The sequence below is a fragment of the Methylobacterium sp. J-090 genome, from assembly GCF_022829345.1.
Classification (GTDB): Bacteria; Pseudomonadota; Alphaproteobacteria; order Rhizobiales; family Beijerinckiaceae; genus Methylobacterium.
The window spans coordinates 18,526-42,928 of the sequence record NZ_JAKSXV010000044.1 but is presented as its reverse complement, the minus strand read 5'-3'; the positions used below and the strand labels follow the sequence as shown (position 1 = coordinate 42,928).

The 24,403-nt window shown below is 70.7% G+C and carries 22 protein-coding genes; 11 read left to right on the top strand and 11 right to left on the bottom strand.

Going from position 1 to position 24,403, the window contains the following annotated elements:
* Positions 1-63: 63 nt before the first annotated feature.
* Together MKK49_RS07265 and MKK49_RS07260 are read right to left on the bottom strand one after the other, a co-directional pair.
* Positions 64-1,557 (bottom strand): DEAD/DEAH box helicase, encoded by a 1,494-nt coding sequence (locus MKK49_RS07265; protein ID WP_244027401.1) that lies wholly within the window; start codon positions 1,555-1,557, stop codon positions 64-66.
* A 275-nt stretch (positions 1,558-1,832) separates the two neighbouring features.
* A complete protein-coding gene (locus tag MKK49_RS07260) occupies positions 1,833-2,729 on the bottom strand; it encodes a LysR substrate-binding domain-containing protein (RefSeq protein WP_244027400.1) in 897 nt (298 codons plus the stop codon).
* A gap of 66 nt (positions 2,730-2,795) precedes the next feature.
* On the opposite strand from MKK49_RS07260, the gene MKK49_RS07255 reads away from it, so the two are divergent.
* The 8 genes from MKK49_RS07255 (at position 2,796) to lpdA (ending at position 10,209) form a co-directional block, all read left to right on the top strand.
* Positions 2,796-3,107, top strand: coding sequence for an FtsB family cell division protein (locus MKK49_RS07255; RefSeq protein WP_056092818.1), 312 nt, complete (start codon positions 2,796-2,798; stop codon positions 3,105-3,107).
* Positions 3,108-3,256: 149 nt separating this feature from the next.
* Positions 3,257-4,312: a pyruvate dehydrogenase (acetyl-transferring) E1 component subunit alpha gene (pdhA, locus tag MKK49_RS07250; protein ID WP_244027399.1), complete on the top strand. Its 1,056-nt coding sequence runs from the start codon at positions 3,257-3,259 to the stop codon at positions 4,310-4,312.
* A 49-nt stretch (positions 4,313-4,361) separates the two neighbouring features.
* Positions 4,362-5,798: a pyruvate dehydrogenase complex E1 component subunit beta gene (locus MKK49_RS07245; protein ID WP_244027398.1), complete on the top strand. Its 1,437-nt coding sequence runs from the start codon at positions 4,362-4,364 to the stop codon at positions 5,796-5,798.
* 81 nt (positions 5,799-5,879) lie between these two features.
* The gene (locus tag MKK49_RS07240) at positions 5,880-6,155 is read left to right on the top strand and encodes a DUF5076 domain-containing protein (RefSeq protein WP_056175852.1); all 276 of its coding nucleotides are present in this window, start codon (positions 5,880-5,882) and stop codon (positions 6,153-6,155) included.
* Positions 6,156-6,168: 13 nt separating this feature from the next.
* Complete coding sequence (locus MKK49_RS07235) at positions 6,169-6,768, top strand: Uma2 family endonuclease (RefSeq protein WP_244027397.1); 600 nt, start codon at positions 6,169-6,171, stop codon at positions 6,766-6,768.
* Between the two features lie 4 nt (positions 6,769-6,772).
* Positions 6,773-8,161 carry a pyruvate dehydrogenase complex dihydrolipoamide acetyltransferase gene (locus MKK49_RS07230; protein ID WP_244027394.1) on the top strand — a complete coding sequence of 463 codons (1,389 nt, stop codon included), beginning with the start codon at positions 6,773-6,775 and terminating at the stop codon, positions 8,159-8,161.
* Positions 8,162-8,343: 182 nt separating this feature from the next.
* A complete protein-coding gene (locus MKK49_RS07225; protein ID WP_244027392.1) occupies positions 8,344-8,760 on the top strand; it encodes an endonuclease domain-containing protein in 417 nt (138 codons plus the stop codon).
* Between the two features lie 9 nt (positions 8,761-8,769).
* On the top strand, positions 8,770-10,209 hold the full coding sequence (gene lpdA / locus MKK49_RS07220; RefSeq protein ID WP_244027391.1) for a dihydrolipoyl dehydrogenase: 1,440 nt from the start codon (positions 8,770-8,772) through the stop codon (positions 10,207-10,209).
* Between the two features lie 95 nt (positions 10,210-10,304).
* On the opposite strand, the gene MKK49_RS07215 is transcribed toward lpdA, so the two are convergent.
* Positions 10,305-10,745 carry a PRC-barrel domain-containing protein gene (locus tag MKK49_RS07215; RefSeq protein ID WP_244027390.1) on the bottom strand — a complete coding sequence of 147 codons (441 nt, stop codon included), beginning with the start codon at positions 10,743-10,745 and terminating at the stop codon, positions 10,305-10,307.
* A 243-nt stretch (positions 10,746-10,988) separates the two neighbouring features.
* On the opposite strand from MKK49_RS07215, the gene lipA reads away from it, so the two are divergent.
* The gene (lipA, locus tag MKK49_RS07210) at positions 10,989-11,963 is read left to right on the top strand and encodes a lipoyl synthase (protein ID WP_244027389.1); all 975 of its coding nucleotides are present in this window, start codon (positions 10,989-10,991) and stop codon (positions 11,961-11,963) included.
* 56 nt (positions 11,964-12,019) lie between these two features.
* Positions 12,020-12,478 carry a type II toxin-antitoxin system RatA family toxin gene (locus MKK49_RS07205; RefSeq protein WP_244027388.1) on the top strand — a complete coding sequence of 153 codons (459 nt, stop codon included), beginning with the start codon at positions 12,020-12,022 and terminating at the stop codon, positions 12,476-12,478.
* On the opposite strand, the gene MKK49_RS07200 is transcribed toward MKK49_RS07205, so the two are convergent.
* From MKK49_RS07200 to MKK49_RS07165, 8 genes are all read right to left on the bottom strand, one after another.
* The gene (locus MKK49_RS07200) at positions 12,460-13,053 is read right to left on the bottom strand and encodes an HAD family hydrolase (protein WP_244027387.1); all 594 of its coding nucleotides are present in this window, start codon (positions 13,051-13,053) and stop codon (positions 12,460-12,462) included. The two genes, MKK49_RS07205 and MKK49_RS07200, sit on opposite strands and share 19 nt — an antisense overlap.
* Entirely contained in the window at positions 13,050-14,981 is a 1,932-nt protein-coding gene (locus MKK49_RS07195) for a lysylphosphatidylglycerol synthase transmembrane domain-containing protein (RefSeq protein ID WP_244027386.1), read from the bottom strand. Before MKK49_RS07195 ends, MKK49_RS07200 begins: the two co-directional genes overlap by 4 nt.
* A gap of 9 nt (positions 14,982-14,990) precedes the next feature.
* The gene (locus tag MKK49_RS07190) at positions 14,991-16,748 is read right to left on the bottom strand and encodes a hypothetical protein (protein ID WP_244027385.1); all 1,758 of its coding nucleotides are present in this window, start codon (positions 16,746-16,748) and stop codon (positions 14,991-14,993) included.
* Positions 16,745-17,584 carry a hypothetical protein gene (locus MKK49_RS07185; RefSeq protein ID WP_244027383.1) on the bottom strand — a complete coding sequence of 280 codons (840 nt, stop codon included), beginning with the start codon at positions 17,582-17,584 and terminating at the stop codon, positions 16,745-16,747. Before MKK49_RS07185 ends, MKK49_RS07190 begins: the two co-directional genes overlap by 4 nt.
* Positions 17,581-19,536: a methyltransferase domain-containing protein gene (locus MKK49_RS07180; protein WP_244027381.1), complete on the bottom strand. Its 1,956-nt coding sequence runs from the start codon at positions 19,534-19,536 to the stop codon at positions 17,581-17,583. Before MKK49_RS07180 ends, MKK49_RS07185 begins: the two co-directional genes overlap by 4 nt.
* Before the next feature lie 63 nt (positions 19,537-19,599).
* A complete protein-coding gene (gene glpK / locus MKK49_RS07175) occupies positions 19,600-21,123 on the bottom strand; it encodes a glycerol kinase GlpK (protein ID WP_244027380.1) in 1,524 nt (507 codons plus the stop codon).
* A 24-nt stretch (positions 21,124-21,147) separates the two neighbouring features.
* The gene (locus MKK49_RS07170; RefSeq protein WP_244027379.1) at positions 21,148-22,671 is read right to left on the bottom strand and encodes a glycerol-3-phosphate dehydrogenase; all 1,524 of its coding nucleotides are present in this window, start codon (positions 22,669-22,671) and stop codon (positions 21,148-21,150) included.
* A gap of 128 nt (positions 22,672-22,799) precedes the next feature.
* The gene (locus tag MKK49_RS07165) at positions 22,800-23,045 is read right to left on the bottom strand and encodes a hypothetical protein (RefSeq protein WP_244027378.1); all 246 of its coding nucleotides are present in this window, start codon (positions 23,043-23,045) and stop codon (positions 22,800-22,802) included.
* 389 nt (positions 23,046-23,434) lie between these two features.
* On the opposite strand from MKK49_RS07165, the gene MKK49_RS07160 reads away from it, so the two are divergent.
* Complete coding sequence (locus MKK49_RS07160) at positions 23,435-24,328, top strand: SMP-30/gluconolactonase/LRE family protein (RefSeq protein ID WP_244027377.1); 894 nt, start codon at positions 23,435-23,437, stop codon at positions 24,326-24,328.
* Positions 24,329-24,403 lie beyond the last annotated feature (75 nt).

The window sequence follows — 24,403 nt, the reverse complement described above, 5'->3', positions numbered from 1 at the left end:
CGCAAACGAAAACGCCGTCCCGGAGGTCCGGGACGGCGGCATGGTCATGACGGGATGGAAGGCTCAGCGCGGGAAGCGATCGAGCCAGCCGATGGCGCGGCCCTCACCGGCGCCGGCGCCCTGCGGACGCGACGTCCGTTGGCGGTTCTCGCCGCGCGGCTCGGACCGGTTCTCACCGGCTCCGGCCGGACGACGCTCACCGCGACCGTCCTGCGGCCGGGCGGCCCCATCGGGACGGGCGTTGCGGCCGGGCGCGCCCTGTCCGCCGCGACCACCCTCGTTGCGGCCCTGGCCGGGGCGTCCGCCACCGGGACGGCCGCCGCCGGGGCGCTGGCCCTGGCGCTGACCGGGCCGCTGGCCCTGGGGCGCCGGACGGCGCTCCTCGGCCTGGGCGGCATCCATGGCCTCCTGGCGCGACGGGGGCGTGAAGCCCTCGGGGAAGGCGCCGACGGGGATTTTCTGGCGCGTGGTGCGCTCGATGTCCCGCAGGTAGGCCTTCTCCTCGTCGTTGCAGAACGAGATCGCGAGGCCGTTGGCGCCGGCGCGCGCCGTCCGACCGATGCGGTGGACGTAGCTCTCCGGCACGTTGGGCAGGTCGTAGTTGATGACGTGGCTCACGGCCTCGACGTCGATGCCGCGCGCGGCGATGTCGGTGGCCACCAGCACCCGGCACGAGCCGTCCTTGAAGGCGGCCAGTGCCCGCTCGCGCTGCGGCTGGGACTTGTTGCCGTGGATGGCGGACGCGTTGATCGTCACCTTCTCCAATCCGCGCACGACGCGGTCGGCGCCGTGCTTGGTGCGGGTGAAGACGAGGACGCGCTCGATCTTCGGATCGCGCAGGATGTGGTTGAGGAGCGCCTGCTTCGCACCCGTATGGGCGAAGATGACCTCCTGGGTGACGCGCTCGGCGGTGGTCGCCACCGGCGTCACGGCAACCTGCACCGGATCGCGCAGGTACTGGTCGGCGAGGCCCGCGATGTTCTTCGGCATGGTGGCCGAGAAGAACAGGCTCTGGCGCTCCTTCGGCAGCATCTTCACGATGCGCTTGAGGGCGTGGATGAAGCCGAGGTCGAGCATCTGGTCGGCCTCGTCGAGGACGAGGATCTCGACGGCCTCGAGGGTCAGCGAGCGGCGCTCGATGAGGTCCATGAGGCGGCCCGGGGTGGCGACGAGGATGTCGACGCCGCCCGCCAGCGCCTTCTCCTGGCGGGAGATGGTGACGCCGCCGAACACCACGGTGTTGGTGAACGAGAGGTGCCGGCCGTAATCCGAGAAGCTCTCGGCGATCTGGTTGGCGAGCTCGCGGGTCGGCGAGAGCACCAGCACGCGGCAGCCGCGGCGGATGGCCTTGCGCGGGTTCTGGGCGAGGCGGTGGAGGATCGGCAGCGCGAAGGCCGCCGTCTTGCCGGTGCCGGTCTGGGCGATGCCGCAGAGGTCGCGGCCTTCCATGGCGGGGCGGAGGGCCTGGGCCTGGATCGGGGTCGGCGTCTTGTAGCCGGCCTCCTCCAGCGCCCGCAGCACGGGCTGGGCGAGGCCGAAATCGGTAAACTGGGTCAAGTCGAATCTTTCAAGGCAGCGGGACCGTGGCGCACGCCATCCAACGATGGTCGGTGCGCAGATCGAGAGGAATCGGTCCGTTGAGCTGGAGCCGCCCGCGTGCCGGGGCAGTCCGGGTGCATGCACGTTGAAGAGAGGGGCTCAGGTCGGTCGGAATTCGCGCATGGCGACCCGTCGATCCGTCACGCAGCCCTCTCAAGCGGAACCATGACGGCCGCTGACGCTGCAACCGCCATATGCGACTTCGCAAGTGCGAAGTCAATCATCGAATCCGATCAGGCTGTCGGCGGCGCGCGCAGATGCGCGACGAAGTCCCGTGCGAAGGCGGGGAGGGCGGCGAGCGCGCGCACGCAGATGGTCAGATCGCGCACGGCCCAGGGGTCGAGGAGCGGCACCACCGCGATGGCCATGGTGCGCGCCGCCCGCGCCGCCGTGGTCTCGGGCACGATGCCGAGGCCGACGCCGCACTCGACGAGGCGGCAGACGGCATCGAAGCTGCGCAGCTGCACCCGCAGCCGCATGGGCCGCCCGGTGCGCGCGGCCTTGTCGGCGAGGAAGCGGGTCAGGGCGGAGGTGCGGTCGAGGCCGACGAGGTCGTGCTCCAGAACGTCGGCGAAGGCCACGGACGGGTGGGTGCTCACCGGATGGCCGGCGGCGGCCACGACGACGAAGCGGTCCTGCCGGAACGGGTAGGTCTCCAGCGCGCCGGTATCGACGGTGCCGGCGACGATGCCGAGATCGGCGCCGCCCTCCGCCACGAGGCCGACGATCTCGTCCGAGGTCCGCTCCTCGATGTCGACGCTGACCCCGGTCTGGCGGGCGAGGAAGGCGCTCAGCACCTCGGGCAGGAATTCGGTCAGCGCGTTGGTGTTCGACAGGACGCGGATCTGCCCGACGGTGCCGCCGGAGAAGGCGGCGAGCTCGCCCTGCATGCGGTCGATCCCGTCGAGAAGATCGCGGGCATGAGCGAGCAGCGCGCGCCCGGCGGGCGTCGTCGCCACGCCCTGGCGGCCTCGGGTGAGCAGGGCGGCCCCGAGGGACACCTCCATGGCGCGGATGCGGGCGGAGGCGGCGGCCAGCGCGAGGTTGGCCCGCGCCGCCCCGTGGGTGATGGACCCGGCCTCGACCACGTGGCGGAAAAGGCCGAGATCGACGAGGTCGAACCGCATCATCGCGGGGCCCCCGCGAGACGACGCGTTGAAAGGACTTTCTTAACCGTGCGGCGCGATGGTCTGGCCATGGTGATCCGTCGTCGCGTCCGTTCCGTGCTGATGCCCCTGGCGTTGTACGCCGTCTCGGGGCTCGTGGTCGGCTATTTCGTCCATCAGGCCGAGGGCGGCAATCGCGGCCTCGAAGCCAAGCGCGCCCTCAAGATCCAGGCCTACGGGCTCAACCAGGAACTCGCCGCCGTGAAGGCCGACCGGGCCGAGTGGGAGCATCGCGTCACGCTCCTGCGCAGCGACCAGATCGACCGCGACCTCCTGGAGGAGCGCGCCCGCGTGGTCCTCGGCCGGGTGCACGCCAACGACGTCGTCATCATCAACCCGTGATTCCGGCACGCCGTGCGTTTCGGCCCGGATCGGCGGCGATCCGGCGCACCTGACAACGGTCCCGATCTGTCGGCGGGCCGGCCTCGCTTTCGTGAAATCGCTGTCCTAGAACCTCGGGGGAGAACAGACGGTCCCCGGGGAGAGAGCCGATGGATTCCGCAACCGAGGCGGGCCAGACCAAATCCGACCTGACACCGTCGGAGGCCGCCCACGCGCCGGCACCGAACACACCGCAATTCACCCGCGACGAAGACCTCCACGCCTACCACGAGATGCTGCTCATCCGCCGCTTCGAGGAGAAGGCGGGGCAGCTCTACGGCATGGGCCTGATCGGCGGATTCTGCCACCTCTACATCGGCCAGGAAGCCGTCGTCATCGGCATGCAGATGGCCTCCATCGACGGCGATCAGGTCATCACCGGCTACCGCGACCACGGCCACATGCTCGCCTGCGGCATGGAGCCGAAGGGCGTGATGGCGGAACTCACCGGCCGCCGTGGAGGCTATTCCCGCGGAAAAGGTGGGTCGATGCACATGTTCAGCCGCGAAAAACAGTTCTTCGGCGGGCACGGCATCGTCGGCGCCCAGGTGTCCCTCGGGACGGGCCTCGCCTTCGCCGACGCCTACAAGAAGAACGGTCAGGTCAGCCTGACCTATATGGGCGACGGCGCGGCGAACCAGGGCCAGGTCTACGAGAGCTTCAACATGGCGCAGCTCTGGAAGCTGCCCGTGGTCTACGTCATCGAGAACAACCGCTACGCCATGGGCACCTCGGTGGCCCGCGCCTCGGCCCAGACGGATTTCTCCAAGCGCGGCATCTCGTTCGGCATTCCGGGCGAGCAGGTCGACGGCATGGATGTGCGCACCGTGCGGGAGGCCGCCGCCCGTGCCATCGAGCATGCCCGCTCGGGCCAGGGGCCGTACATCCTCGAGATGCAGACCTACCGCTATCGCGGGCACTCCATGTCCGATCCGGCCAAGTACCGGACGAAGGACGAGGTCTCGAAGATGCGCGACGAGCACGACCCCATCGAGATGGTGCGCAAGCGCCTGATCGAGGCGCACGGCGTGCCCGAGGCCGATCTGAAGGCCACCGACGCCAAGGTGCGCGAGACGGTCAACGACGCGGCCGAGTTCGCCACCCACGATCCCGAGCCCGATCCCGCCGAGCTGTGGACGGACATTCTGCTGGAAGCGCGCGCCTGACACGCGTCCGAACGGACCGCGCCCCCACCACTCGATCGACGAGTCTTTCATGGCGACCGACATCCTGATGCCCGCCCTGTCTCCGACCATGGAGGAGGGCAAGCTGGCGAAATGGCTGAAGAAGGAGGGCGACCCGGTCAAATCCGGCGACGTCCTCGCCGAGATCGAGACCGACAAGGCGACCATGGAGGTCGAGGCCATCGACGAGGGCGTCCTCGCCAAGATCCTGGTCGCGGAAGGCAGCGAGGGCGTGAAGGTCAACACGCCCATCGCGATCATCGCGGCCGAGGGCGAGGACGTGTCGGCCGCCTCCGCGCGCAAACCCGCCGCCGACGCGCCCGCTCAGGCGGCCCCGACGCCGACCATGCAGGCCGAAGGACAGGCGGGCGCACCCGCCGCGACGGCGAAGACCGGCGACGACGCCCCGAAGGCGCCGGCCTCGCCTGCCACCATCACCAACAAGACGCCCGCTCCGGTGATGGCCGAGTTCCCGGAAGGGACCGAGATGGTCAGCATGACCGTCCGCGAGGCCCTGCGCGATGCCATGGCGGAGGAAATGCGCAGCGACGAGTCCGTCTTCGTCATGGGCGAGGAAGTGGCCGAGTACCAGGGCGCCTACAAGATCACGCAAGGGCTTCTGCAGGAATTCGGCGCGCGCCGTGTGGTCGACACCCCCATCACCGAGCACGGCTTCGCCGGCATCGGCGTCGGTGCGGCGTTCACCGGCCTGCGCCCCATCGTCGAGTTCATGACCTTTAACTTCGCCATGCAGGCCATCGACCACATCATCAACTCGGCGGCGAAAACCCTGTACATGTCGGGCGGCCAGCTCGGCTGTCCCATCGTGTTCCGCGGCCCCAACGGCGCGGCGGCCCGGGTCGGCGCCCAGCACAGCCACGACTACTCGGCGTGGTACTCCAACGTGCCGGGCTTGAAGGTCATCGCGCCCTACACGGCGTCCGACGCCAAGGGCCTGCTCAAGGCCGCGATCCGCGACCCGAACCCGATCATCTTCCTCGAGAACGAGATCCTCTACGGCCAGAGCTTCCCCGTGCCGAAGCTCGACGATTTCGTCCTGCCCATCGGCAAGGCCCGCATTCACCGCCCCGGCACGGATGTCACCATCGTGTCGTTCTCCATCGGCATGACCTACGCCCTCAAGGCGGCGCAGGCGCTGGCCGAGCAGGGCATCGAGGCGGAGGTCATCGACCTGCGCACCCTTCGCCCCATGGACACCGACACAGTGGTGGAATCGGTGAAGAAGACCGGTCGCTGCGTCACCGTGGAGGAGGGCTTCCCGCAATCCGGCATCGGCGCCGAGATCGTCGCGCGCCTGATGGTCGATGCCTTCGACTACCTCGACGCCCCGGTCCTGCGGGTCACCGGCAAGGACGTGCCGATGCCCTACGCCGCCAACCTCGAGAAGCTGGCGCTCCCCAACGTCGCCGAGGTGATCGAGGCGGTGAAAGCGGTCTGCTACCGGTAGCGCGCTCGGGATCATCATCGCCGTCCCATCCCTCGGGGTGAGGTCGGGGCGGACAACCCCTTCGTTCGGACGCGACAGGACATGACGAAGACCTTCGTGGAACTCTCCGCCCCGCCCGACGCCATCGAGAATGGCGGCATCGAGGTTCTGCGCGCCGCCGTCGTGGACGGCGCGGTGAGCGTGGCCCTGCGCCGCTCGTTCGACGATCCGGCGACCTGGGGCCGGCTGCTCATCGATCTCGCCCGGCAGGCGGCGCGGACCTACGCCCTGGAGACCGAGATGTCGGACGAGGAAGCCTTCGAGCGCATCCGCGCCGGGTGGGAGGCCGAGGGCCTCGATCCCGGCGACCTGAACTAGCGGGGGACCCACCATGGCCGAGGCCGCCTTCCGCCGGGCCACCTACGCCGACCTCGAAGCCGTGCCGGATCATCTCGTGGCCGAGATCATCGACGGCGCCCTGGAGACCCATCCGAGACCGCGCCCGCGGCATGCGATGGTGGCGATCGGCTTGGCCGGTGAACTCCAGCCACCCTTCGGTCACGGACGCGGGGGACCGGGTGGCTGGATCTTCATGGTCGAGCCGGAACTCCATCTCGGTCCCCACGTCGTGGTGCCGGACCTCGCCGGCTGGCGCCGCGAACGGCTCTCCGCCGAGCCCGAGACCGCCTATGTCGAGACCCCACCGGACTGGGTTTGCGAGATCCTCTCGCCCGCCACCGCCCGGCTCGATCGCGGCCCCAAACGCCGCATCTACGCGGAGGCCGGTGTCGGTCACCTCTGGCTCCTCGATCCGAGTGACGGCGTGCTCGAAGCATTCGCGCTCGCCGGGCGCCAGTGGCTGCTTCTCGGAACGGTCGAGCGCGGCGAAACCGTCGGCCTCCCGCCCTTCGACGCCGTGACGTTCCCCCTCGACAGCCTGTTCCCCTTCGACGATCCGGCCGCCCCGCCGTCCCCCTCGCTCGAGACCTGATGCCATGCCCGTCAACGTGCTGATGCCCGCCCTGTCGCCGACGATGGAGAAGGGCAACCTCGCCAAGTGGCTGAAGAAGGAGGGCGACGCGGTGAAATCCGGCGACGTCCTCGCTGAGATCGAGACCGACAAGGCGACCATGGAAGTCGAGGCCATCGACGAGGGCATCCTCGCCAAGATCCTGGTCCCCGAGGGCACGGCCGACGTTCCGGTCAACGACCTCATCGCCATCATCGCGAGCGAGGGTGAGGACCCGGCGAGCGTCCAGGTCGGCGGCGCCCCGAAGGCGGAGGCGCCGACAGCGCAAGTTACGAAGGACCCCGTCGGCGAGAACGCGACGCCCGGCGGCGGCCAGATGTCCTACGCTCGGGTGAACGAAGCGCCGGACGGCGCCGAGCCGGCTCCCGCCCAGGGGGAGGGGTCCCGCGTCTTCGCCTCGCCGCTGGCCCGCCGCATCGCCAAGCAGGAGGGGGTCGATCTGGCCTCCGTGAAGGGGTCCGGCCCGCACGGCCGCGTGATCGAGCGCGATGTCCGCGCCGCGAAAGCCGCCGGCCCGGCACCCGCCAAGGCATCGGCATCCGCCGAGGCCCCGAAGGCTGCGCCCCAGCCGGCCCAGGCCACGGCGCCCGCCAAGGCCGCGAGCCCCGCCGGTCTGTCCGTCGATCAGGTGCGCGGCTTCTACGCCAAGGGCACCTACGCGGAAGTGCCCCTCGACGGCATGCGCAAGACCATCGCCAAGCGCCTGACCGAGGCAATGCAAGTGGCCCCGCATTTCTACCTCACGGTGGATTGCGAGCTCGACGCCCTCATGACCCTGCGCGAACAGCTCAACAAGAGCGCCGGCATGACCAAGGACGGCAAGCCGCTGTTCAAGCTCTCGGTCAACGACTTCGTCATCAAGGCCATGGGCCTCGCACTCATGCGGGTGCCGGCAGCCAACGCCGTCTGGGCCGAGGACCGCATCCTGCGCTTCGACAACGCCGAGGTCGGCGTGGCGGTCGCCATCGACGGCGGGCTGTTCACGCCGGTGATCCGCCGCGCCGACCAGAAGACGCTCTCCACCATCTCCAACGAGATGAAGGACTTCGCGGGCCGCGCACGGGCGAAGAAGCTCAAGCCCGAGGAGTACCAGGGCGGCGTGACCTCGGTGTCCAATCTCGGCATGTTCGGCATCAAGCACTTCACGGCGGTGATCAACCCGCCGCAATCCTCGATCCTCGCCGTGGGTGCAGGCGAGAAGCGCATCGTGGTGCGTGACGGTGCCCCGGCCGTGGCTCAGGTGATGACCGCGACGCTCTCCTGCGACCACCGGGTGCTCGACGGGGCTTTGGGCGCCGAACTGATCTCGGCCTTCAAGGGTCTGATCGAGAGCCCGATGGGGATGTTGGTGTGATCGAACCTGCGTGGTGCACGCGCCTCTCCTCCCCCTTGCGGGGAGGAGCCGGAGGTGGGGGTGGTGTCGGAAGAATCCGTGTCGGTGCCTTCTGCACCACCCCCACCCTGACCCTCCCCGCAAGGGGGAGGGAAGCGCCTGATTCTCCAGCGATCGCGGATATTCGACTTTAGGGACGTTTGATGTCCTGGAATGCGTCATCCATCAAGACAGTCACGACACAGGCGACGAAGAATGCCAAAGTTCTTCGTCGATCTCTGACGACCGCAGAACGACGTCTCTGGTGGCACCTCAAGTATCGGCTACCTCTAGAAGCGTCTCACTTTCGGCGCCAAGTTCCTCTTGGCCCTTACGTGACGGATTTTTGTTGTCTCCCTGAACGGCTGATCATCGAAGTCGATGGCCATCAGCATGGCTTCGACTGCAACATCGACTACGACCGACGGCGCGACGCATTCCTGCGAGCCAATGGCTACCGCATCTTACGGGTCACCAACTCCGACGTGATGCACCAGATCGATGGCGTCCTCGATACGATCCGGGCCGCCCTGACGATCCCCCTATCCTCCACCCACACCCTCGTCGAAGACGAGGCGTAGGAGCGCACAATGGCCGACACCTACGACATCCTCGTCATCGGCGCGGGCCCCGGCGGCTACGTCGCGGCGATCCGGGCGGCGCAGCTCGGGTTCAAGACGGCGGTGATCGACCGCGAGCACCTCGGCGGCATCTGCCTGAACTGGGGCTGCATCCCAACGAAGGCTCTCCTGCGCTCGGCCGAGATCTACCACTACATGCAGCACGCCTCCGATTACGGCTTGTCGGCCGAGAAGGTCGGGTTCGATACGGCCGCCATCGTCAAGCGCTCGCGCGGCGTCTCGACCCGCCTCAACGGCGGCGTCGGCATGCTGCTGAAGAAGAACAAGGTCGACGTGATCTGGGGCGAGGCCACTATCGAGTCGGCAGCGAAAGGCAACCAGCCCGGCACGGTGACGGTGAAGGAAACCACCCGCGCCCCGGCGCCGAAGGGGGCGCTGGCGGCGGGCTCCTACAGCGCCAAGCACATCATCGTGGCGACGGGCGCGCGCCCGCGCGCGATCCCGGGCATCGAGCCGGACAAAAAGCAGATCTGGACCTACTACGAGGCCATGGTGCCGGAGACGATGCCCAAATCGCTCCTCGTCATGGGCTCCGGCGCCATCGGCATCGAGTTCGCCTCGTTCTACCGCACCATGGGCGCCGAGGTGACGGTGATCGAGCTGCTGCCGCAGATCCTGCCCGTCGAGGATGCCGAGATCGCTGGCCTCGCCCGCAAGCGCTTCGAGAAGCAGGGCATCACGATTCTCACCGGCGCCAAGGTGACGAAGGTCGAGAAATCGGCCGAGTCCGTCACCGCCACCATCGAGACCGGCGACGGCAAGAGCCAGAAACTCACGGCGGAGAAGCTGATCTCGGCGGTGGGCGTCGTCGGGAACATTGAGGGGCTCGGCCTCGACACGGTCGGCGTCACCCTCGAGCGCGGCCTCGTCGTCACGGACGGGTTGGGCCGGACCAACGTGCCGGGCGTCTACGCCATCGGCGACGTCGCCGGGCCGCCGATGCTCGCCCACAAGGCCGAGCACGAGGGCGTGCTGTGCGTCGAGACCATCAAGGGACTGCCCACCCACGCCATGGACAAGGCCAAGATCCCCGGCTGCACCTACTGCCAGCCGCAGATCGCGAGCGTCGGCCTCACGGAGGCCAAGGCCAAGGAGCTCGGGTTCGCCGTGAAGGTCGGCCGCTTCCCCTTCGCCGGCAACGGCAAGGCCATCGCGCTCGGCGAGCCGGACGGCCTCGTAAAGACGATCTTCGACGCCAAGACCGGGCAACTCCTCGGCGCCCACATGGTCGGTGCGGAAGTCACCGAACTGATCCAGGGCTACGTCGTGGCGATGAACCTCGAGACCACGGAGGAAGACCTCATGCACACGGTCTTCCCGCATCCGACCTTGAGCGAGATGATGCACGAGAGCGTGCTCGACGCCTACGGCAAGGTCATCCACTCCTGATCAGAGACGGGCGAAGGCCGCCCAAGCTCACGCCTGGGCGGCCTTCATCGGACGAAATCCAAGGCGCGCGGGGCGCGCCGTATCGGCGATACGCCTTACTTCTTCTTGGAGTACTGGAAGGCCGGGGCGGACTTGAGCGTATCCTTGTCGGTGTCGATCAAGGCGCGCAGCGTGTTGTCCTTCTTCGCCAGGGTGATGCTCGACGGGCTGACCGAGACGTAGCGCTCGCCCATGCCGAGGAAGCCGCCGACGCCGAGGATCACGGCGCTCACGGTCTTGCCGTCGACGATCACCAGATCCTCGATCTCGCCGACGGACTCGTTGGCGTTGTTGTAGACGTTGAGGCCGATGAGCTTGGACGACATCACGTCGGCGGGCTGCGCCGTCACGTAGGTCACCTTCACGGTGGCCTTGTCGGCCATGGTCATGCCGCCCGTGGTCGCGGCGGGGGCGGCCGGCTTCACGGTCTCCTGGGCGAAGGCGAGCGAAGGCAGCGCCGCCACGAGGGCAGCGGCGAAAATGGTCTTCAGGGCCATGGGGTTAACCTTCTCGGGCAGCTCGCGGCGCTCATCGCCGCGGAAACGCGGTTTGTAACGGGATTGTCCCGGGTCGGTTCCCCCGTTTGACGGCGATCTGCATAGGGATTGTGCAGCGATGCGCGACTGACAGATCGGCCCGGGCGTTTGCGAAGCCGCCGCCCTCGGTTTGCGATCGCACCGGCGACCCCTTAAGTCTGGCCCGTGGCACCCGCCGTCGCGGGCGCACCCTGTTGGTGTGAGATGGCCGTCGTCCTCGATCTCCTGCGCAACGACCAGCGCCCCCGGCACCCGGAGAAGGCGCACCGGCCGGACAAGCCGATCCAGCGCAAGCCCGACTGGATTCGCGTCAGGGCGCCGGGCTCCCCGGGCTGGGCCGAGACCAGCCGGATCGTGCACGAGCACGGCCTCGTCACCGTGTGCGAGGAGGCGGGCTGTCCGAACATCGGCGAGTGCTGGGAGAAGCGCCACGCCACCTTCATGATCATGGGGGACACCTGCACGCGGGCGTGCTCGTTCTGCAACGTCCGCACGGGTCTGCCGAAGGGCTTGGATGCCGACGAGCCCGAGAAGCTCGCGGATTCCGTGGCGAAGCTCGGCCTGCACCACGTCGTCGTCACCTCGGTGGACCGGGACGACCTCGCCGACGGGGGCGCCGAGCATTTCGCCCGCACCATCCGGGCGATCCGCCGGATGAGCCCCGCCACCACCATCGAGATCCTGACGCCGGATTTCCTGCGCAAGGACGGCGCCCTGGAGGTGGTGGTCGCGGCCCGCCCCGACGTGTTCAACCACAACATGGAGACGGTGCCGGGCAACTACCTCACCGTCCGCCCGGGCGCGCGCTACTTCCACTCCGTGCGCCTGCTGCAGCGGGTGAAGGAACTCGATCCGACGATCTTCACCAAGTCCGGCATCATGGTGGGCCTCGGCGAGGAGCGGAACGAGGTGGTCCAGCTCATGGACGACCTGCGCTCGGCCGACGTCGATTTCCTCACCATCGGCCAGTACCTCCAGCCGACGAAGAAGCATCACGAGGTGGTGCGCTTCGTGCCGCCCGACGAGTTCAAGGGCCTGGAGACCACGGCCTATTCCAAGGGCTTCCTCCTCGTCTCGGCCACCCCCCTGACCCGCTCGTCGCACCATGCCGGCGAGGATTTCGCGCGCTTGAAGGCGGCGCGGCTCGCCCGTCTGGCGCCGGAGGCGGTGAACGCTTGACGCATCGGCCGGAAAACCGGTTCCCACCCTCGGGAGCGATGCTGTAGAAGCCCCGCATGCCGTCCTTCCGTATCGACCGCCTCGTGCGGCACAGCCCGCGCGCGATGTACGACCTCGTCGCCGACGTGGAGCGCTACCCCGAGTTCCTGCCGCTCTGCGAGTCCCTGCGCGTCCTGCGCCGGCAGCCGGGGGAGGGCGGGACCGAAATCCTCGTCGCCGAGATGGGCGTCGGCTACAAGGCGATCCGCGAGCGTTTCACCACGCGGGTGACCCTCGACCCGGCGAACCTGAAGATCGTCGCCGAGTACATCGACGGCCCGTTCCGCCACCTCGAGAACCGCTGGCTGTTCAAGGAGGCGGACGGGACCGGCTGCAACGTCGATTTCTTCATCACCTACGAGTTCAAGAGCCGGACCCTCGGCCTCCTCATGGGGACGATGTTCGACCGGGCGTTCCGCAAGTTCACCGACGCCTTCGAGGCGCGGGCCGACAGGGTCTACGGCGCCACGGCCTGAACCGCCGTCCGGGCCGGGTGGACGACCCGGATCACCCGGGCGCCGAAGCGCCGGGCCGCCGTGAGCCCGGCCGGAGAATCCTCGAACACCAGGCACGATTCCGGCGCGACCCCGAGCAGCGTGGCCGCGCGCTGGTAAGCCTCCGGGTCCGGCTTGTGGCGCGCCACGTCGTCGCCGGTGACGACGCAGTCGAACAGGCCGGTGAGATCGGGACGGGCGAGGTAGCGCAGGGTCGAATCCCGCGCGGCGGTGGTCACGAGCCCCGTTCGGCAGCCCCCGTGGTGGCGCCGCAGCAGGGCCACCAGGGGTTCGTTCACGGCCGCTTGCCCCACCCGCGCGCCGTAAAGGGTGCGCTTGCGGGCGGCGATGGCCGCGGCATCGCCCTCCGGCCCCACGAGGGCGGGCAGGAAGTCGCGCCAGCTCCGGCCATGGGCGAGGGTGCGCAGGTGTTCGGGCGCGACGATCCGGCCGGTCTCGGCCAGGGCCGCCGCGTAGGCTTCCGCGTTCAAGGCCTCGGTGTCGGCGAGCGTCCCGTCGAGATCGACGAGGAGGGCGGCGATGCGGGGAGGGCTCATACGGCGTACCGCGCCCGGTAGCGCCGCAGGAGCAGGAGCGTCGCACCGGCGAAGACGAGGCCTTTGTGCGGATTCTGGCGGATCTTGTAGGGCGTCAGGCGCAGGTAGTGCACGATCTCGTGGAAGTAGACCTCGCGCAGTCCGTCGGGGCCGAAGCGCGCCACGATCTCCGCCTCCAGCACCCCGTGCAGCTCGGCGTAGCGCTGGGAGCGGATCAGCGGGACGACGAGACCGGCGGTCTCGGCGCGCGGCAGCAGCCGGTTGAGGGTCTCGTAGCCGAGGTGAAGCGACTGCATCAGCTTCGCCCAATCGATGAGGGGCGTGTTGAACAGGTTCTCGGGGTTCGGATCGATGAGGTAGTAGCCCTGGGGTCGCGTCGGCGTGGCGATGACGTTGTCGATGGTGAGGTCGCCATGGACGTCGGCGCTGTCCAGGCGGGCGATCTGGGCGCGCAGCCACGCCGGATCGGCCAGGGAATCGAGGTCGGACAGGGCGGCCGCCGCGCCGTTGAGGTGGAAGGCGGCACCCACGCGGGCGCGCAGGAAATCCACCAGGATGGCGTGGTTCGCCACCGCCTTAGCGCCGAGGTAGGCATGGATGTCGCTCTCCCCGGCCGGCTTAAGGCTCGCCCGATGGTGGGCCTCGACGCGGTCGATGAGGGCGCGGAGCAGGGCCGTGGAGACGCCCGCTTCGCCGGTGTGGATGAGGTCGTAGAATTCGTTGGCCGGCACCACCAGGGGCATCTCGTAGCGCAGGCCGTCGGCCCGGGTCTCGGGGCCGGTGCAATCGGTGACGCTGAGGCCCGCCGCGCGGGCGCGGTCGAGCCAGGCCACCTGTTCGCGAAGTTTGTCGGCGGCCGCGCCGACGGCGTACTTGACGATGCGCAGGTGGCCGTCCTGCTCGATCAGCCCGGTGACGGCGTCGGACCCGCCGTTGAAGAAGCGGTGGACCACCGCCGTGTCGGACAGGGTCAGGCTGAAGCGCGTCGCGAGGGTGCCGCGCCCGGAGAACAGGTCGTCGAGGAAGGCGTCGTAGGCGCCCTGCTCGCGGTAGCGCTCGCGCGGCGCCCGCAGGCGATAGCGCGCCGCCCGCTCCGGCGGCCGCGACCGCTCCAGGCGGGCCTCCACGGCCCGCGCGCCGGTGGTCAGGCCCTGGCGCAGGGCGTCGGCGCCGACGACGAGGATCGCCACCACGGGGACGAGGGCGAAGGCGGCGATCATGCCCATTTGGCCGAGGTCCGGCCCCTTCGCCGAGCCCTCGGCCACCCGGGCCAGCAGGGGTGTCAGGGGGCTGCCCAGGAACAGGACGACCGTGTCGGCGGCGCTCTCACGGGTGGCGAGGGCGAGGGCTCCGTAGGCCACGAGGTAGATCGCCCACATGAGCAGCGTGGCGGCGAGATAGCGCGGCCGGAAGAAGATGCGGCGGGAGACGGCGTGCCCGAATTCCCAGGCGCAGTGGGCCAGGGCGAGGCGCAGGGCGTGATTCAGCGGCAGGGTCGCCTGCCACACGACGCGGCGCGCCCCGGCCGACCGGTGCAGGACGAGGCCGAACCCCGCGAGGCCAGTGCAGGCGAGCACCATCACGAGGGGAAGCGTCGGGCCGGCGCCGGCCACGAGGAGGATCGCGGCGGCCACGGGCAGGTCGGTCATCCGCTCGACGAGGATGCTGGCGACGATGCTGGCGAACGCCTGGTCCTTGCGGCCCTCGCCGCACCGGAGGGTGACCATCACGGCCCGCAGGCCCTCACCGATGCGAAACGGCAGCAGGGCGTTGGCGGCGTAGCCGACGGCGAGGCCGAGGAGGAGATCGAAGCGCGAGGCCCGCGCCCGATCGGGCAGGAGCAGGCTCCAGCGCAGGACCCGGACCGCGTGCCCCACCGTGAGGGCGACGATGGCCAGGGCGAGGGGACCGGCGAAATCGAGATCCATCGCCCCGCCTCAGGGAGCGGGGCGGGCGCGGTGTGCCGCGTAGCCCGCGAGGTAGGCCTGGTAGCGCCGGTGGACCCGCTCCGCGTCGCAGCCGCCGAGCGCGTCCGTGGCGATGGTGCAGGCGAGGGCCCGTCGCTCCGCCACCGCGTCCGCCGAGAGGGCGACCGGGATGATGGTCTCCTTCGCCACGGGGTTCGGATAGGCGGTGCGCAGGGCGGTCTGGACCGGATCGAAGCTGCGCAGTTCGGGGCCGAGGAGATCGAAGCCCGTGAGGGTGGTCTTCGGCACCGCGGTCAGGGGGCAGCGCGCCGCCTCCAGGACGGAGATCGCCCAGATGAGGTCGCGGGAGCCTTCCACGCGCTGGTAGGTCTTGTCGACGGGGATGATCGGAATCGCGCGGTCTCCCCGGCGATAGATCGCCACGGCATCGCAGGCCGTGCCATCGGGTGATGTCTCGGCGTAACCACGCGCCCGCAGGATGTACTTGAGGAGATACTCCTCGTTGAAGTGGGCCGTGAGGAACGTCGTCGTTCCGGGCCTCGCCTCCGCCGCCTCGACCTGCGCGACGTACCGCGTGCGCGAGGCTTCGACGGAGCGCTGCCACAGGCGGGCCTGCTGCGGCAGGGCCGCGAGGCCGAGGAGCGGGCGCGGTCCGTCGATCATGGCGATCACGGGTGGTGCGAACAGCACACCGACGAGGACGACCGCCACGGGCCAGCGCAGGGACGGACGGGCGCGCCCCAGGACGCCGAGGCCATGGGCGACCACGGGCACCAGGACGACGGAGGCGAGGGAATAGAGGTAGCGCGGCACCACGGCGCCGGCGAACCCCGCCGCCAGGATCAGGATCGCGGCCACGCAGGCGAGCGCCATGGCGCGCTGCCGCGGATCACCCCGGGCCTCGGCGTAGGCGAGGCCGAGCAGCAGGGTCGCCGGCACACCGACGGCGGCGACGTAGACGGCGAAGCGATAGGATACCGGGCCGTGGAAGATCATGTTCGTCACGCCGAAGGCGGACGAGATGCCGAGGCTGGTCACGAGGTCGAACCCCGTGAGCCACCGCGTCGCGAGGCAGACGGCGAGGAAGCCGAGGCCCTGCAGGGCGAGGGCCTTCGCGGTGCCGGCGGCCGTCCGCCGATCGAGCCAGGCCAGGATCGCGAGGGCCGGCGCCAGGAGCAGCGTATCGATGCGCACGGTGACGGCGAGGCCGAACAGCAGGCCGGCGGCGAGATGTCGTGCCGCGCCCAACCGATCGGCCGGCGCCATGTCCGGTCGGGCGGCGCGGGCCAGCACCGCGACGCCGAGGGACGCGAAGGCGGTGGCGACGACGTTGTCGTTGAAGCTGTAGCCCAGCGACACCGGTCCGGGCAGGAACACGACGGCCCAGGCCAGGGTCCAGGGTGCCGGCGGCACGGCGCTCCACACCCGGGCGCAGTGCCAGCCCGCGCCGATGATGGCGAGGACGCCGCAGCCCGCCAGGACGCGGTAGGACAGGTCCGGCGCACCGGTCAGGGCGTTCAGGGCACGCAGGAGCACCACCACGCCGGTGCGGGTGGCGAAGATGAACTCCGGCACGGCGGGCTGGCGCGGGTTCTGCGCGTAGATGGCGTCGCCGAAGCCGGAGAGACTGAGGCTCGCGGTGGAGTACGAGACCGCCTCGAAATGGTTGGCGGTCAGGACGGGCAGGAGCATCCAGGCCAGGAGCGCGAGGCCGAGGACCAGCAGGATCGTCTCGGCACGCGCGGATTTCGCCGACGCATCGCTCACGGCGCGGCCTCGCGCAGGTGTGGCCCCAGACGCGCGAACAGGGCCGGCCGGTCGAGGGTCTCGAGTTCCGCCGGGGTGCCGAAGCCGGCCTGCAGGGTCGAGGGTTCGAGGGCGACGGGCACGCCCGCCGCGATCATGGCGTCGAAGATGCCGCTGACGAAGGTCTCGGGATAGGGGCAGGCGCGGCGGTAGGCCTCGAACGCGTCCGGGAAATCGCCGGCCCGGCCGAAACCGTAGCAGCCGGCGAGGGCGTGCGGGCTCGCCGCCCGCTTCTCCACGGTCCCGGTGAGGCGGCCCTGCGCGTCGAGGACCGCGTAGCTGTAGGCCGGGTTGCCCCGGCCCGGAAACGTGGTGAGGACCCCGCCGCCGGTTCCGCGGGACGCTTTCAGGGCCGCCCGCAGGCCCGGCACCACCACGGCGACGTCGCAATCGGCCAGGATCAGTGGATTTTCGGCGATCCCCGGAATGTCCAGCACGGCGCGAACCCCGTGATACGCGGTCTCGGCGGCGCCGCCGGTCATCGCATCGAGGACGACGAGGCGGGCCTGCGGGACCCGGGCCAGGATCTGCCGGTCGATACCGTGGCGGGCGACGTGCTCGGCCCGGACCACGCAGACGATGGTCGTCACGCTCAGCGACGCCTCGATGCCGGCGAGCGCCCAGGCGAAGAACGGCGCGGGGCCGAGGGGCAGGAGTGGCTTGGGCAAGAGGGGATTGGGCAGGTCTAGGCCAGGGGCGGCGAAGCGCGATCCGGCCCCGGCCATGGGCATCACCAGGGTGACGGGCATGGCTTGGGTGACGGGCATGGACTGGCTGACGGGTCCGGCCGCACTCATGCCGCCGCCCGCCCATCGGCGTGCAGCAGGCGAAGACCCGGGCGAAGGGCCGCGAGACCGCGCGCGATCTCGTCGCCATGGGCCCCGCCGTTGATCACCACGATGTCGTCCGGCGTCAGGATTTCGGGGCCGTGCACGCGCAGGCCGGTGCCGTAGAGGGTGCGACCCTGCTTGATCGGGGCGTTGTCGACGAGGCCGAGGCAATTGTCCGGCAGGCCGCCGGCCAGGAGGGCCTGGGCGTAGATGCTGGCCGGGGTGAGGTAGTAGGGCCTTCCGTCGAGGGCCGCCGCCACGGCACGGGCCTGCGTGCGAAAGCTTTCGGCGTAGGCGCCGAGGCGCCGCCGGGTGTCGTCGGCATCGCCGCGCGGGATGACCGGCGCCAGGCCGTCGCGGCGCTCGAAGGCGGCGAAGAGCGAGTGGCCCGGACCGTAGGCCTCCCGCGCGACGAGGGCGAAGCCCGCCTCCTGAAAGGCGGCCACGAGGGTGTCGAAGCGGCAGAAGATCGTGTGTTCCCAGTTGATGGCTCCGGGGACGCCGCGGTCGATCCAATCCTCGAGGTCCGGCCAAGCGATGACCACGCGCCGCCCCGGGGCCAGTCCGGCGGCGAGGTGGCGCAAGCTTCCGGCGATGTCGGGCAGATGCTCGAGACAGTGGCAGAACAGGACGGTGCCGGTCTCGGGCGGGATCGGCGTGTCCGGGCCGAAGAAGCCCTCGCGATAGGTCAGGCCGGCGATGTCGGGGCCGCTGCGCACGGGGTTCGGCTCGACGATGCACCACGGCCGGACCGGACCGGTCTCGATGCGGCGGACATGCCGGGCGAGGTTGCCGGCCCCGCCACCGTACTCGACGATGGCGCCGTGGCTGTGGGCCTGGAGGAAGGCGGCCAACCGCGCGTGGTGCGCGTCCCAGGCCGCGCCCAGGCCCGTGGCGTGTCCGCCCTGGTAGACGAGGGCGACGGGCAGGGGGTTGGCGACCTGGCCCGATCCGCAGGCGGCGCAGGTGTCGAACCGCAGGGTGGCGACCCGCTGCTCCGAGGCCGGGACGTCGCGCGGCACGCAGCCCTGATAGGCCGGAAGCGCGAAGGCGACGTCCGTGGGTCGAAGTGCCGCCGAACCGCAGACGGCGCAGTGCGTCCGGCGTTCTTCCACTGGTGACGTGCCCTCGGCGGCGATCCGGGCGGTGTAGCTTTCCGCCGGAGCGTTCTGTCCCGGGCCGCGCGGCGGCGCCAAACCCATGGCATGGGCGGCCAGGATCTTCAGGATGCGCGAGGATTGGCGGACCAGCTTGGCGTTGGAGACCTGATCGTCCTCGCGCCAGTCCACCGGAACGTAACGCAGGTCGCGCCCGCGCGCGATCAGGGTGATGAGCAGGTCGCAGTGGAAGGTGAGGTCGTCGCAGGCCGAACGCTCGTCCTCGGCCGCGAGGATGCGCGGCCCGTAGATGTTGAGGCCCGAGCCGAGATCCTGGATCGGCCGGCGGGTGGCGAGGCGGAACAGGGCGTTGAAGACGTGGTTGCCGAAGATCCGGAAGCGGCCATACCCGGTCAGGCGCGAGCCCGGCATGAACCGGCCGCCGAGGACGGCATCGTGGGTGCGGTGAAGCCCGGCGGCCAGGGGATCACGAAAGTTCGCGGGCGCCGCCTGATCGTCGCCGTGAACGACGAGGACGTGGCTGTAGCCGTGCGCGCGCGCATACGCGAAGGCGACCTTGTGCGAGCCGCCGAGGGACACGTTGCGGTCGTTGACGAGGATTGTCCAGGCGGGCAGGCGGCTCGCCGCAAGGGCCTCGCGGGCGCGGGCCACGGTGTCGTCGGGGGAGCGGTTGTCGATGACGAGGACGTGGGCGACCTCCGGAAGCGCGGCCTCGTCCAGGCGCGCCACCACCCGGCCGATCTGGTCGGCGCAGCGGTAACACGGGATGAGAACGAGGATGCGGGCCCGCCCATCAGCCATGCCTATGCCCCTCGCTCCGCGCCGGGCCGGCGGCCCACCACCCCGGGCATTAACCAAGAACCCTTAAGGCATTATGGTCTCGGGCGGCGCCACCGGAGCCCGCATGCCGCGCAAGGCCCGCACGGCCCGGTGCCAGCCATCGAGGCGCCGGGCCCGGTCGGTCTCCGGCATCGCCGGCGTGAACCGGCGCTCCAGGCTCCAGGCCCGCGCGAACTCCGCCGGCTCGGGATAGAGCCCGGCATTCCAGCCGGCGAGATAAGCGGCGCCAAGGGCCGTGGTCTCCCGCACCATCGGCCGGTCCACCGGGACGCCGAGGAGATCGGCGAGGCGCTGCAGGGTCCAGTCCGAGGCGGCCATCCCGCCATCGGCCCGCAGGACGGTTCCGGTCTCGGGGCTCGGCCAGTCGGCCCGCATGGCTTCCAGGAGATCGTGGGTCTGGTAGCAGACGCTCTCCAGGGCCGCGCGGGCGAAATCCTTCGGGCCCGTATCGCGGGCGAGGCCGAACAGGGCGCCGCGTACGTCGGGCTCCCAGTAGGGCGCGCCGAGGCCGACGAAGGCGGGCACGAGGTAGACGTCCGAGGCGGGATCGGCCCCCGCCGCCAGCGGCCCGCTCTCGGCGGCGTCGCGGATGAGGCCGAGGCCGTCGCGCAGCCATTGGACGGCCGCACCCGCCACGAAGATCGAGCCTTCGAGGGCGTAGGTGCGCTGCCCGGCGAACTGGTAGGCGATGGTGGTGAGGAGCCTGTTGCGGGAGGCGCGCGCCTCCGGGCCGGTGTTGAGGAGTGCGAAGCAGCCGGTGCCGTAGGTGGCCTTGACCATGCCGGGCGAGAAGCACGCCTGCCCGATGGTGGCCGCCTGCTGGTCGCCGGCCACCCCGCGGATCGGGATCGCGGCGCCGAACAGATCGGGCCGGGTCGCGCCGAAATCCCCGGCGCAGTCGCGGACTTCCGGCAGCAGGGCGCGGGGGATCCGGAACAGGGCGAGCAGGTCGTCGTCCCAGGCGCCGCGATGGATGTCGAACAGGGCGGTGCGGGCGGCGTTGGTGGCGTCGGTGGCGTGGAGGCCGCCGGTGAGCCGCCACAGCAGCCACGAATCCACGGTGCCGAAGGCGAGGTCGCCGCGCTCGGCCCGGGCGCGGGCGCCCGGCACGGCGTCGAGGAGCCACGCGATCTTGGTGGCCGAGAAGTACGGATCGAGGATGAGGCCGGTGCGGGCGGTGACGAGCGGCTCGTGGCCCTCCGCCTTCAGGCGCGCGCAGAGGTCGGCCGTGCGCCGGTCCTGCCAGACCAGGGCCGGATGGATCGGCGCACCGGTCGCCCGGTCCCAGATCACGGTCGTCTCGCGCTGGTTGGTGATGCCGAGCGCGGCCACCGACGCCGCCGGCACCCCGGCCCGCGCCAGCACGGCCCGCACGGTGGTGAGCACGCTGGCCCAGATGCCCTCCGGATCGTGTTCGACCCAGCCCGAGGCCGGATAGGCCTGCGCGATCTCGGCCTGCGCCACGTCCGCCACAGACAGGTCGGGCCGGAACAGCATGGCCCGCGTCGAGGTGGTGCCCTGGTCGATGGCGAGAACGAACGTCGTCATGCGGGGCGGGCCTCCGTTCCGGATTCAGGCCGCGCAGGTCGCGCGGGCGAGATGGGCCTCGAGGGCGGCGATCTCGGCGGGCCGGAAGCGCAGGCCGAGCTTCGAGCGGCGCCACAGCACGTCGTCGGCGGTACGCGCCCATTCGCGGGCCACGAGGTGATCGACCTCCGCCCGGGTCAGGTCGGCCCCGAGGACGCCGCCGAGGTCGGCGAGACTCGTCGCCTCCCCGAGGATCGCGGCGGCGCGGGTGCCGTAGGCGCGCACGAGCCGCGCGGCGTGATCCGGCGCGAGCCAGGGATAGGCGTCGCGGAGGCCGTCCACCACGGCGCGAGACCCGTCGCGGGGAAAGTCGCCGCCGGGCAGCGGGCTTGCGGCGGTCCAGGGGGCTCGCCCCAGGCAGGGGAGGTGGGGCGCGAGGCGCGCCAGCGCGTGCTCGGCGAGCCGGCGATAGGTCGTGATCTTGCCGCCGAAGATCGACAGGAGCGGTGCCAGGCCGTCCGGCCGTTCGAGGTCGAGGACGTAGTCGCGCGTAGCGGCCTGCGCCGCGCCGGCGCCGTCGTCGTGGAGCGGGCGCACGCCGGAGAAGCTCCAGACCACGTCCGGCACCCGCACGGGTGCATCGAAATACTCGCTCGCGGCCGCGCAGAGATAGGCGATCTCCTCGGGGCCGGCCCGGACCTGGGCCGGATCGCCGACATAGTCCCGGTCGGTGGTGCCAATGAGGGTGAAGGCGCCCTCGTAGGGAATCGCGAAGACGATGCGCCCGTCGCGGTTCTGGAAGAGGTAGGCCTGATCGTGCGTGAACAGGGCCGGCACCACGATGTGGCTGCCTTGGACGAGGCGGATGCCGGCGGCGGCGTTGCGCCCGGCGATCCGCGACGACACGTCGGCGACCCAGGGGCCGGCGGCGTTGACGAGGGCGCGGGCCCGCACGTCGCCGGTCGCGCCGTCCGCCGCGCGGGTCGTGACGGTCCAGAGGTCCCCATCGCGCCGGGCCCGCACCACCTTCGTGCGGGTGCGGATCGCGGCACCGCGCTCGGCGGCGTCGACGGCGTTCAGGACGACGAGGCGGGCATCGTCCACCCAGCAATCGGAATACGCGAAGGCGCGCGACAGGCCGACCCTCAGGGGCGTCCCGGCCGGATCGCGGGTGAGATCGAAGGTGCGGGTCGGGGGCAGGTGCCGGCGGCCGCCGAGGTGGTCGTAGAGGAGCAGACCGAGTCGCAGGAGCCAGGCCGGGCGCCGCCCCGGCATCTGCGGCAGGACGAAGCGCAGGGGCCGGACGATGTGCGGGGCCATCCCCCACAGGACCTCGCGCTCGACGAGGGCTTCGCGCACGAGGCGGAACGACCCGTGTTCGAGGTAGCGCAGGCCGCCGTGGATGAGCTTCGTCGAGGCCGAGGAGGTGGCACCCGCGAGGTCGCCCTGCTCGAACAGGACCACCCGCGCGCCGCGCCCGGCCGCGTCGCGGGCGATGCCGCAGCCGTTCACCCCGCCGCCGATGATGGCGAGGTCGTAGGGATCGGGCAGGTCGGCGGCAGCCGTCACGAGCGCTCCGGGCTGGGGCGGTCCCTTCGGCCGGCATCACTCATGACGAGCCCGGGACCGCGCCGCATCCTTCCATGCGGAGCGCGCGGTCGTCCACCGGGAAGAGCCTGGTCTCGGAAAGCCCGGTCTCAGGCGGCGAGGGGCAGGGCCGCCGCATCGCGCTCGACGGGCGGCGCGGCCACGGCGGCGCGGGGCCCGAAGAGCTGCGCGTAGAGCGTCGTCGGGCTGTGGCTGCGGCCAGCGGAATCGACGATGCGGACATCGGACATGCCGGCGGTGAGGAGGGACAGCCCCTGCTCCAGGGCACTGACGATCGAACCGTGCTGATAGGAGAGCGCGCGCAGCGAAACCCGCGCGTGGACGGTGAAGCTCACGGTTCAGATCCTGTGGTTGCCGCCAAGCCGACGCAGTGCCGGGCCGGATGCGGACGATGACGACGATCGGGGGAGGGAGGTGCATGCCGGCCGGTCCGATCCCGCAGGATCGTCTCGGTGGCCGGCTGAGCGTATGGTTTGCAATAATGTCCAAGTCTTGACGGAGTGTTAGCCAAATCGCGACGAGGCCCGGCAAGACTTCACAAAGGGCGGTTTTTGTCAGGGTCCCGGCATGGGGTGAGACGCCGCGCCGCCCGCAATCATGGGACTTTCGCCCCCTTTCGAACGTGTTCGGCCCGATGCAACCGTTCGGCCTTTCGTCCTGATCGCAAAGGAACTTTCGCCGGCACGCGGGCGTCATCGACCGCGGATCAGACGGGGAGATGGATGTGACGGCCGAACCGACGATCCGCGTTCTCGATGCCCCCCGGTGCCACCTCGGGGAGGGACCGAGCTACGATCCGGCGACGGACACGGCGTGGTGGGTCGATATCCTGGAATGCCGCCTCTACGAGCTGCCGCTCGCCGAGGGCGCCGGTCCCGCCAGGGTCCACGACCTCCCGTTCATGGCGAGCGACATCGCCGCCATCGACGGCGCGCGCCAGCTCCTCGCCGCCGAGGACGGCCTCTACATCCGCACCCTCGCGGACGGGCGCCTGACGCGCCACTGCGCGCTCGAAGCGGACGATGCCGGCACGCGCGCCAATGACGGTCGAGTCCACCCGAGCGGCGCCCTGTGGATCGGCACCATGGCGCGCGACGCCGAGCGGGGCCGCGGCGCGATCTATCACGTCGCCGGCACCCGGGTGACCCGGCTGTGGGCCAACATCACGATCCCGAACGGCCTCGCGTTCTCGCCCGACGGCGCGACCGGGTACTTCGTGGATACGAAGGCGGGCGTCCTCCAGCGCGTCGCCGTCGATCCGGCCACGGGCCTGCCGACGGGCGAGCCCCGGATGCACTATCACCACGGCGACGGACCCGGCGGCATCGACGGGGCGGCGGTGGACGAACGGGGGCTGATCTGGACGGCGCGGTTCGGCGCCGCCTGCCTCGACGCCTACAGCCCGGCCGGCGACCGGGTCCGCACCGTCCCGGTACCGCCGCGCCAGCCGACCTGCCCGACCTTCGCCGGGCGCGACCTCGACCACCTCCTCGTCACCTCCGCCTACGAGGGCATGGACGACGACGCGCGCGCCGCCGACTCGGCGCACGGACGCACCCTCCTCGTCGGCATCGGCGCGCGCGGCCTGCTCGAACCCGCGTTCCGCCTGACCGCCTGATCCGATCCGTCCTTCCACCGCCCCGCGACCCGGCCGGCCGCCGGAGGGCGCCCGATCGGGTCACGACGGGTCAGG

What these genes read in the sequence shown, in the direction of transcription:
- MKK49_RS07195 (WP_244027386.1), bottom strand. Translation starts at nt 14,981, where the DNA reads ATGGATCTCGATTTCGCCGGTCCCCTCGCCCTGGCCATCGTCGCCCTC.
- MKK49_RS07215 (WP_244027390.1), bottom strand. Translation starts at nt 10,745, where the DNA reads ATGGCCCTGAAGACCATTTTCGCCGCTGCCCTCGTGGCGGCGCTGCCT.
- MKK49_RS07200 (WP_244027387.1), bottom strand. Translation starts at nt 13,053, where the DNA reads ATGAGCCCTCCCCGCATCGCCGCCCTCCTCGTCGATCTCGACGGGACG.
- MKK49_RS07225 (WP_244027392.1), top strand. Translation starts at nt 8,344, where the DNA reads ATGTCCTGGAATGCGTCATCCATCAAGACAGTCACGACACAGGCGACG.
- MKK49_RS07185 (WP_244027383.1), bottom strand. Translation starts at nt 17,584, where the DNA reads ATGAGTGCGGCCGGACCCGTCAGCCAGTCCATGCCCGTCACCCAAGCC.
- glpK (WP_244027380.1), bottom strand. Translation starts at nt 21,123, where the DNA reads ATGACGACGTTCGTTCTCGCCATCGACCAGGGCACCACCTCGACGCGG.
- MKK49_RS07235 (WP_244027397.1), top strand. Translation starts at nt 6,169, where the DNA reads ATGGCCGAGGCCGCCTTCCGCCGGGCCACCTACGCCGACCTCGAAGCC.
- MKK49_RS07260 (WP_244027400.1), bottom strand. Translation starts at nt 2,729, where the DNA reads ATGATGCGGTTCGACCTCGTCGATCTCGGCCTTTTCCGCCACGTGGTC.
- pdhA (WP_244027399.1), top strand. Translation starts at nt 3,257, where the DNA reads ATGGATTCCGCAACCGAGGCGGGCCAGACCAAATCCGACCTGACACCG.
- lipA (WP_244027389.1), top strand. Translation starts at nt 10,989, where the DNA reads ATGGCCGTCGTCCTCGATCTCCTGCGCAACGACCAGCGCCCCCGGCAC.
- MKK49_RS07245 (WP_244027398.1), top strand. Translation starts at nt 4,362, where the DNA reads ATGGCGACCGACATCCTGATGCCCGCCCTGTCTCCGACCATGGAGGAG.
- MKK49_RS07230 (WP_244027394.1), top strand. Translation starts at nt 6,773, where the DNA reads ATGCCCGTCAACGTGCTGATGCCCGCCCTGTCGCCGACGATGGAGAAG.
- MKK49_RS07205 (WP_244027388.1), top strand. Translation starts at nt 12,020, where the DNA reads ATGCCGTCCTTCCGTATCGACCGCCTCGTGCGGCACAGCCCGCGCGCG.
- MKK49_RS07255 (WP_056092818.1), top strand. Translation starts at nt 2,796, where the DNA reads ATGGTGATCCGTCGTCGCGTCCGTTCCGTGCTGATGCCCCTGGCGTTG.
- MKK49_RS07240 (WP_056175852.1), top strand. Translation starts at nt 5,880, where the DNA reads ATGACGAAGACCTTCGTGGAACTCTCCGCCCCGCCCGACGCCATCGAG.
- lpdA (WP_244027391.1), top strand. Translation starts at nt 8,770, where the DNA reads ATGGCCGACACCTACGACATCCTCGTCATCGGCGCGGGCCCCGGCGGC.
- MKK49_RS07180 (WP_244027381.1), bottom strand. Translation starts at nt 19,536, where the DNA reads ATGGCTGATGGGCGGGCCCGCATCCTCGTTCTCATCCCGTGTTACCGC.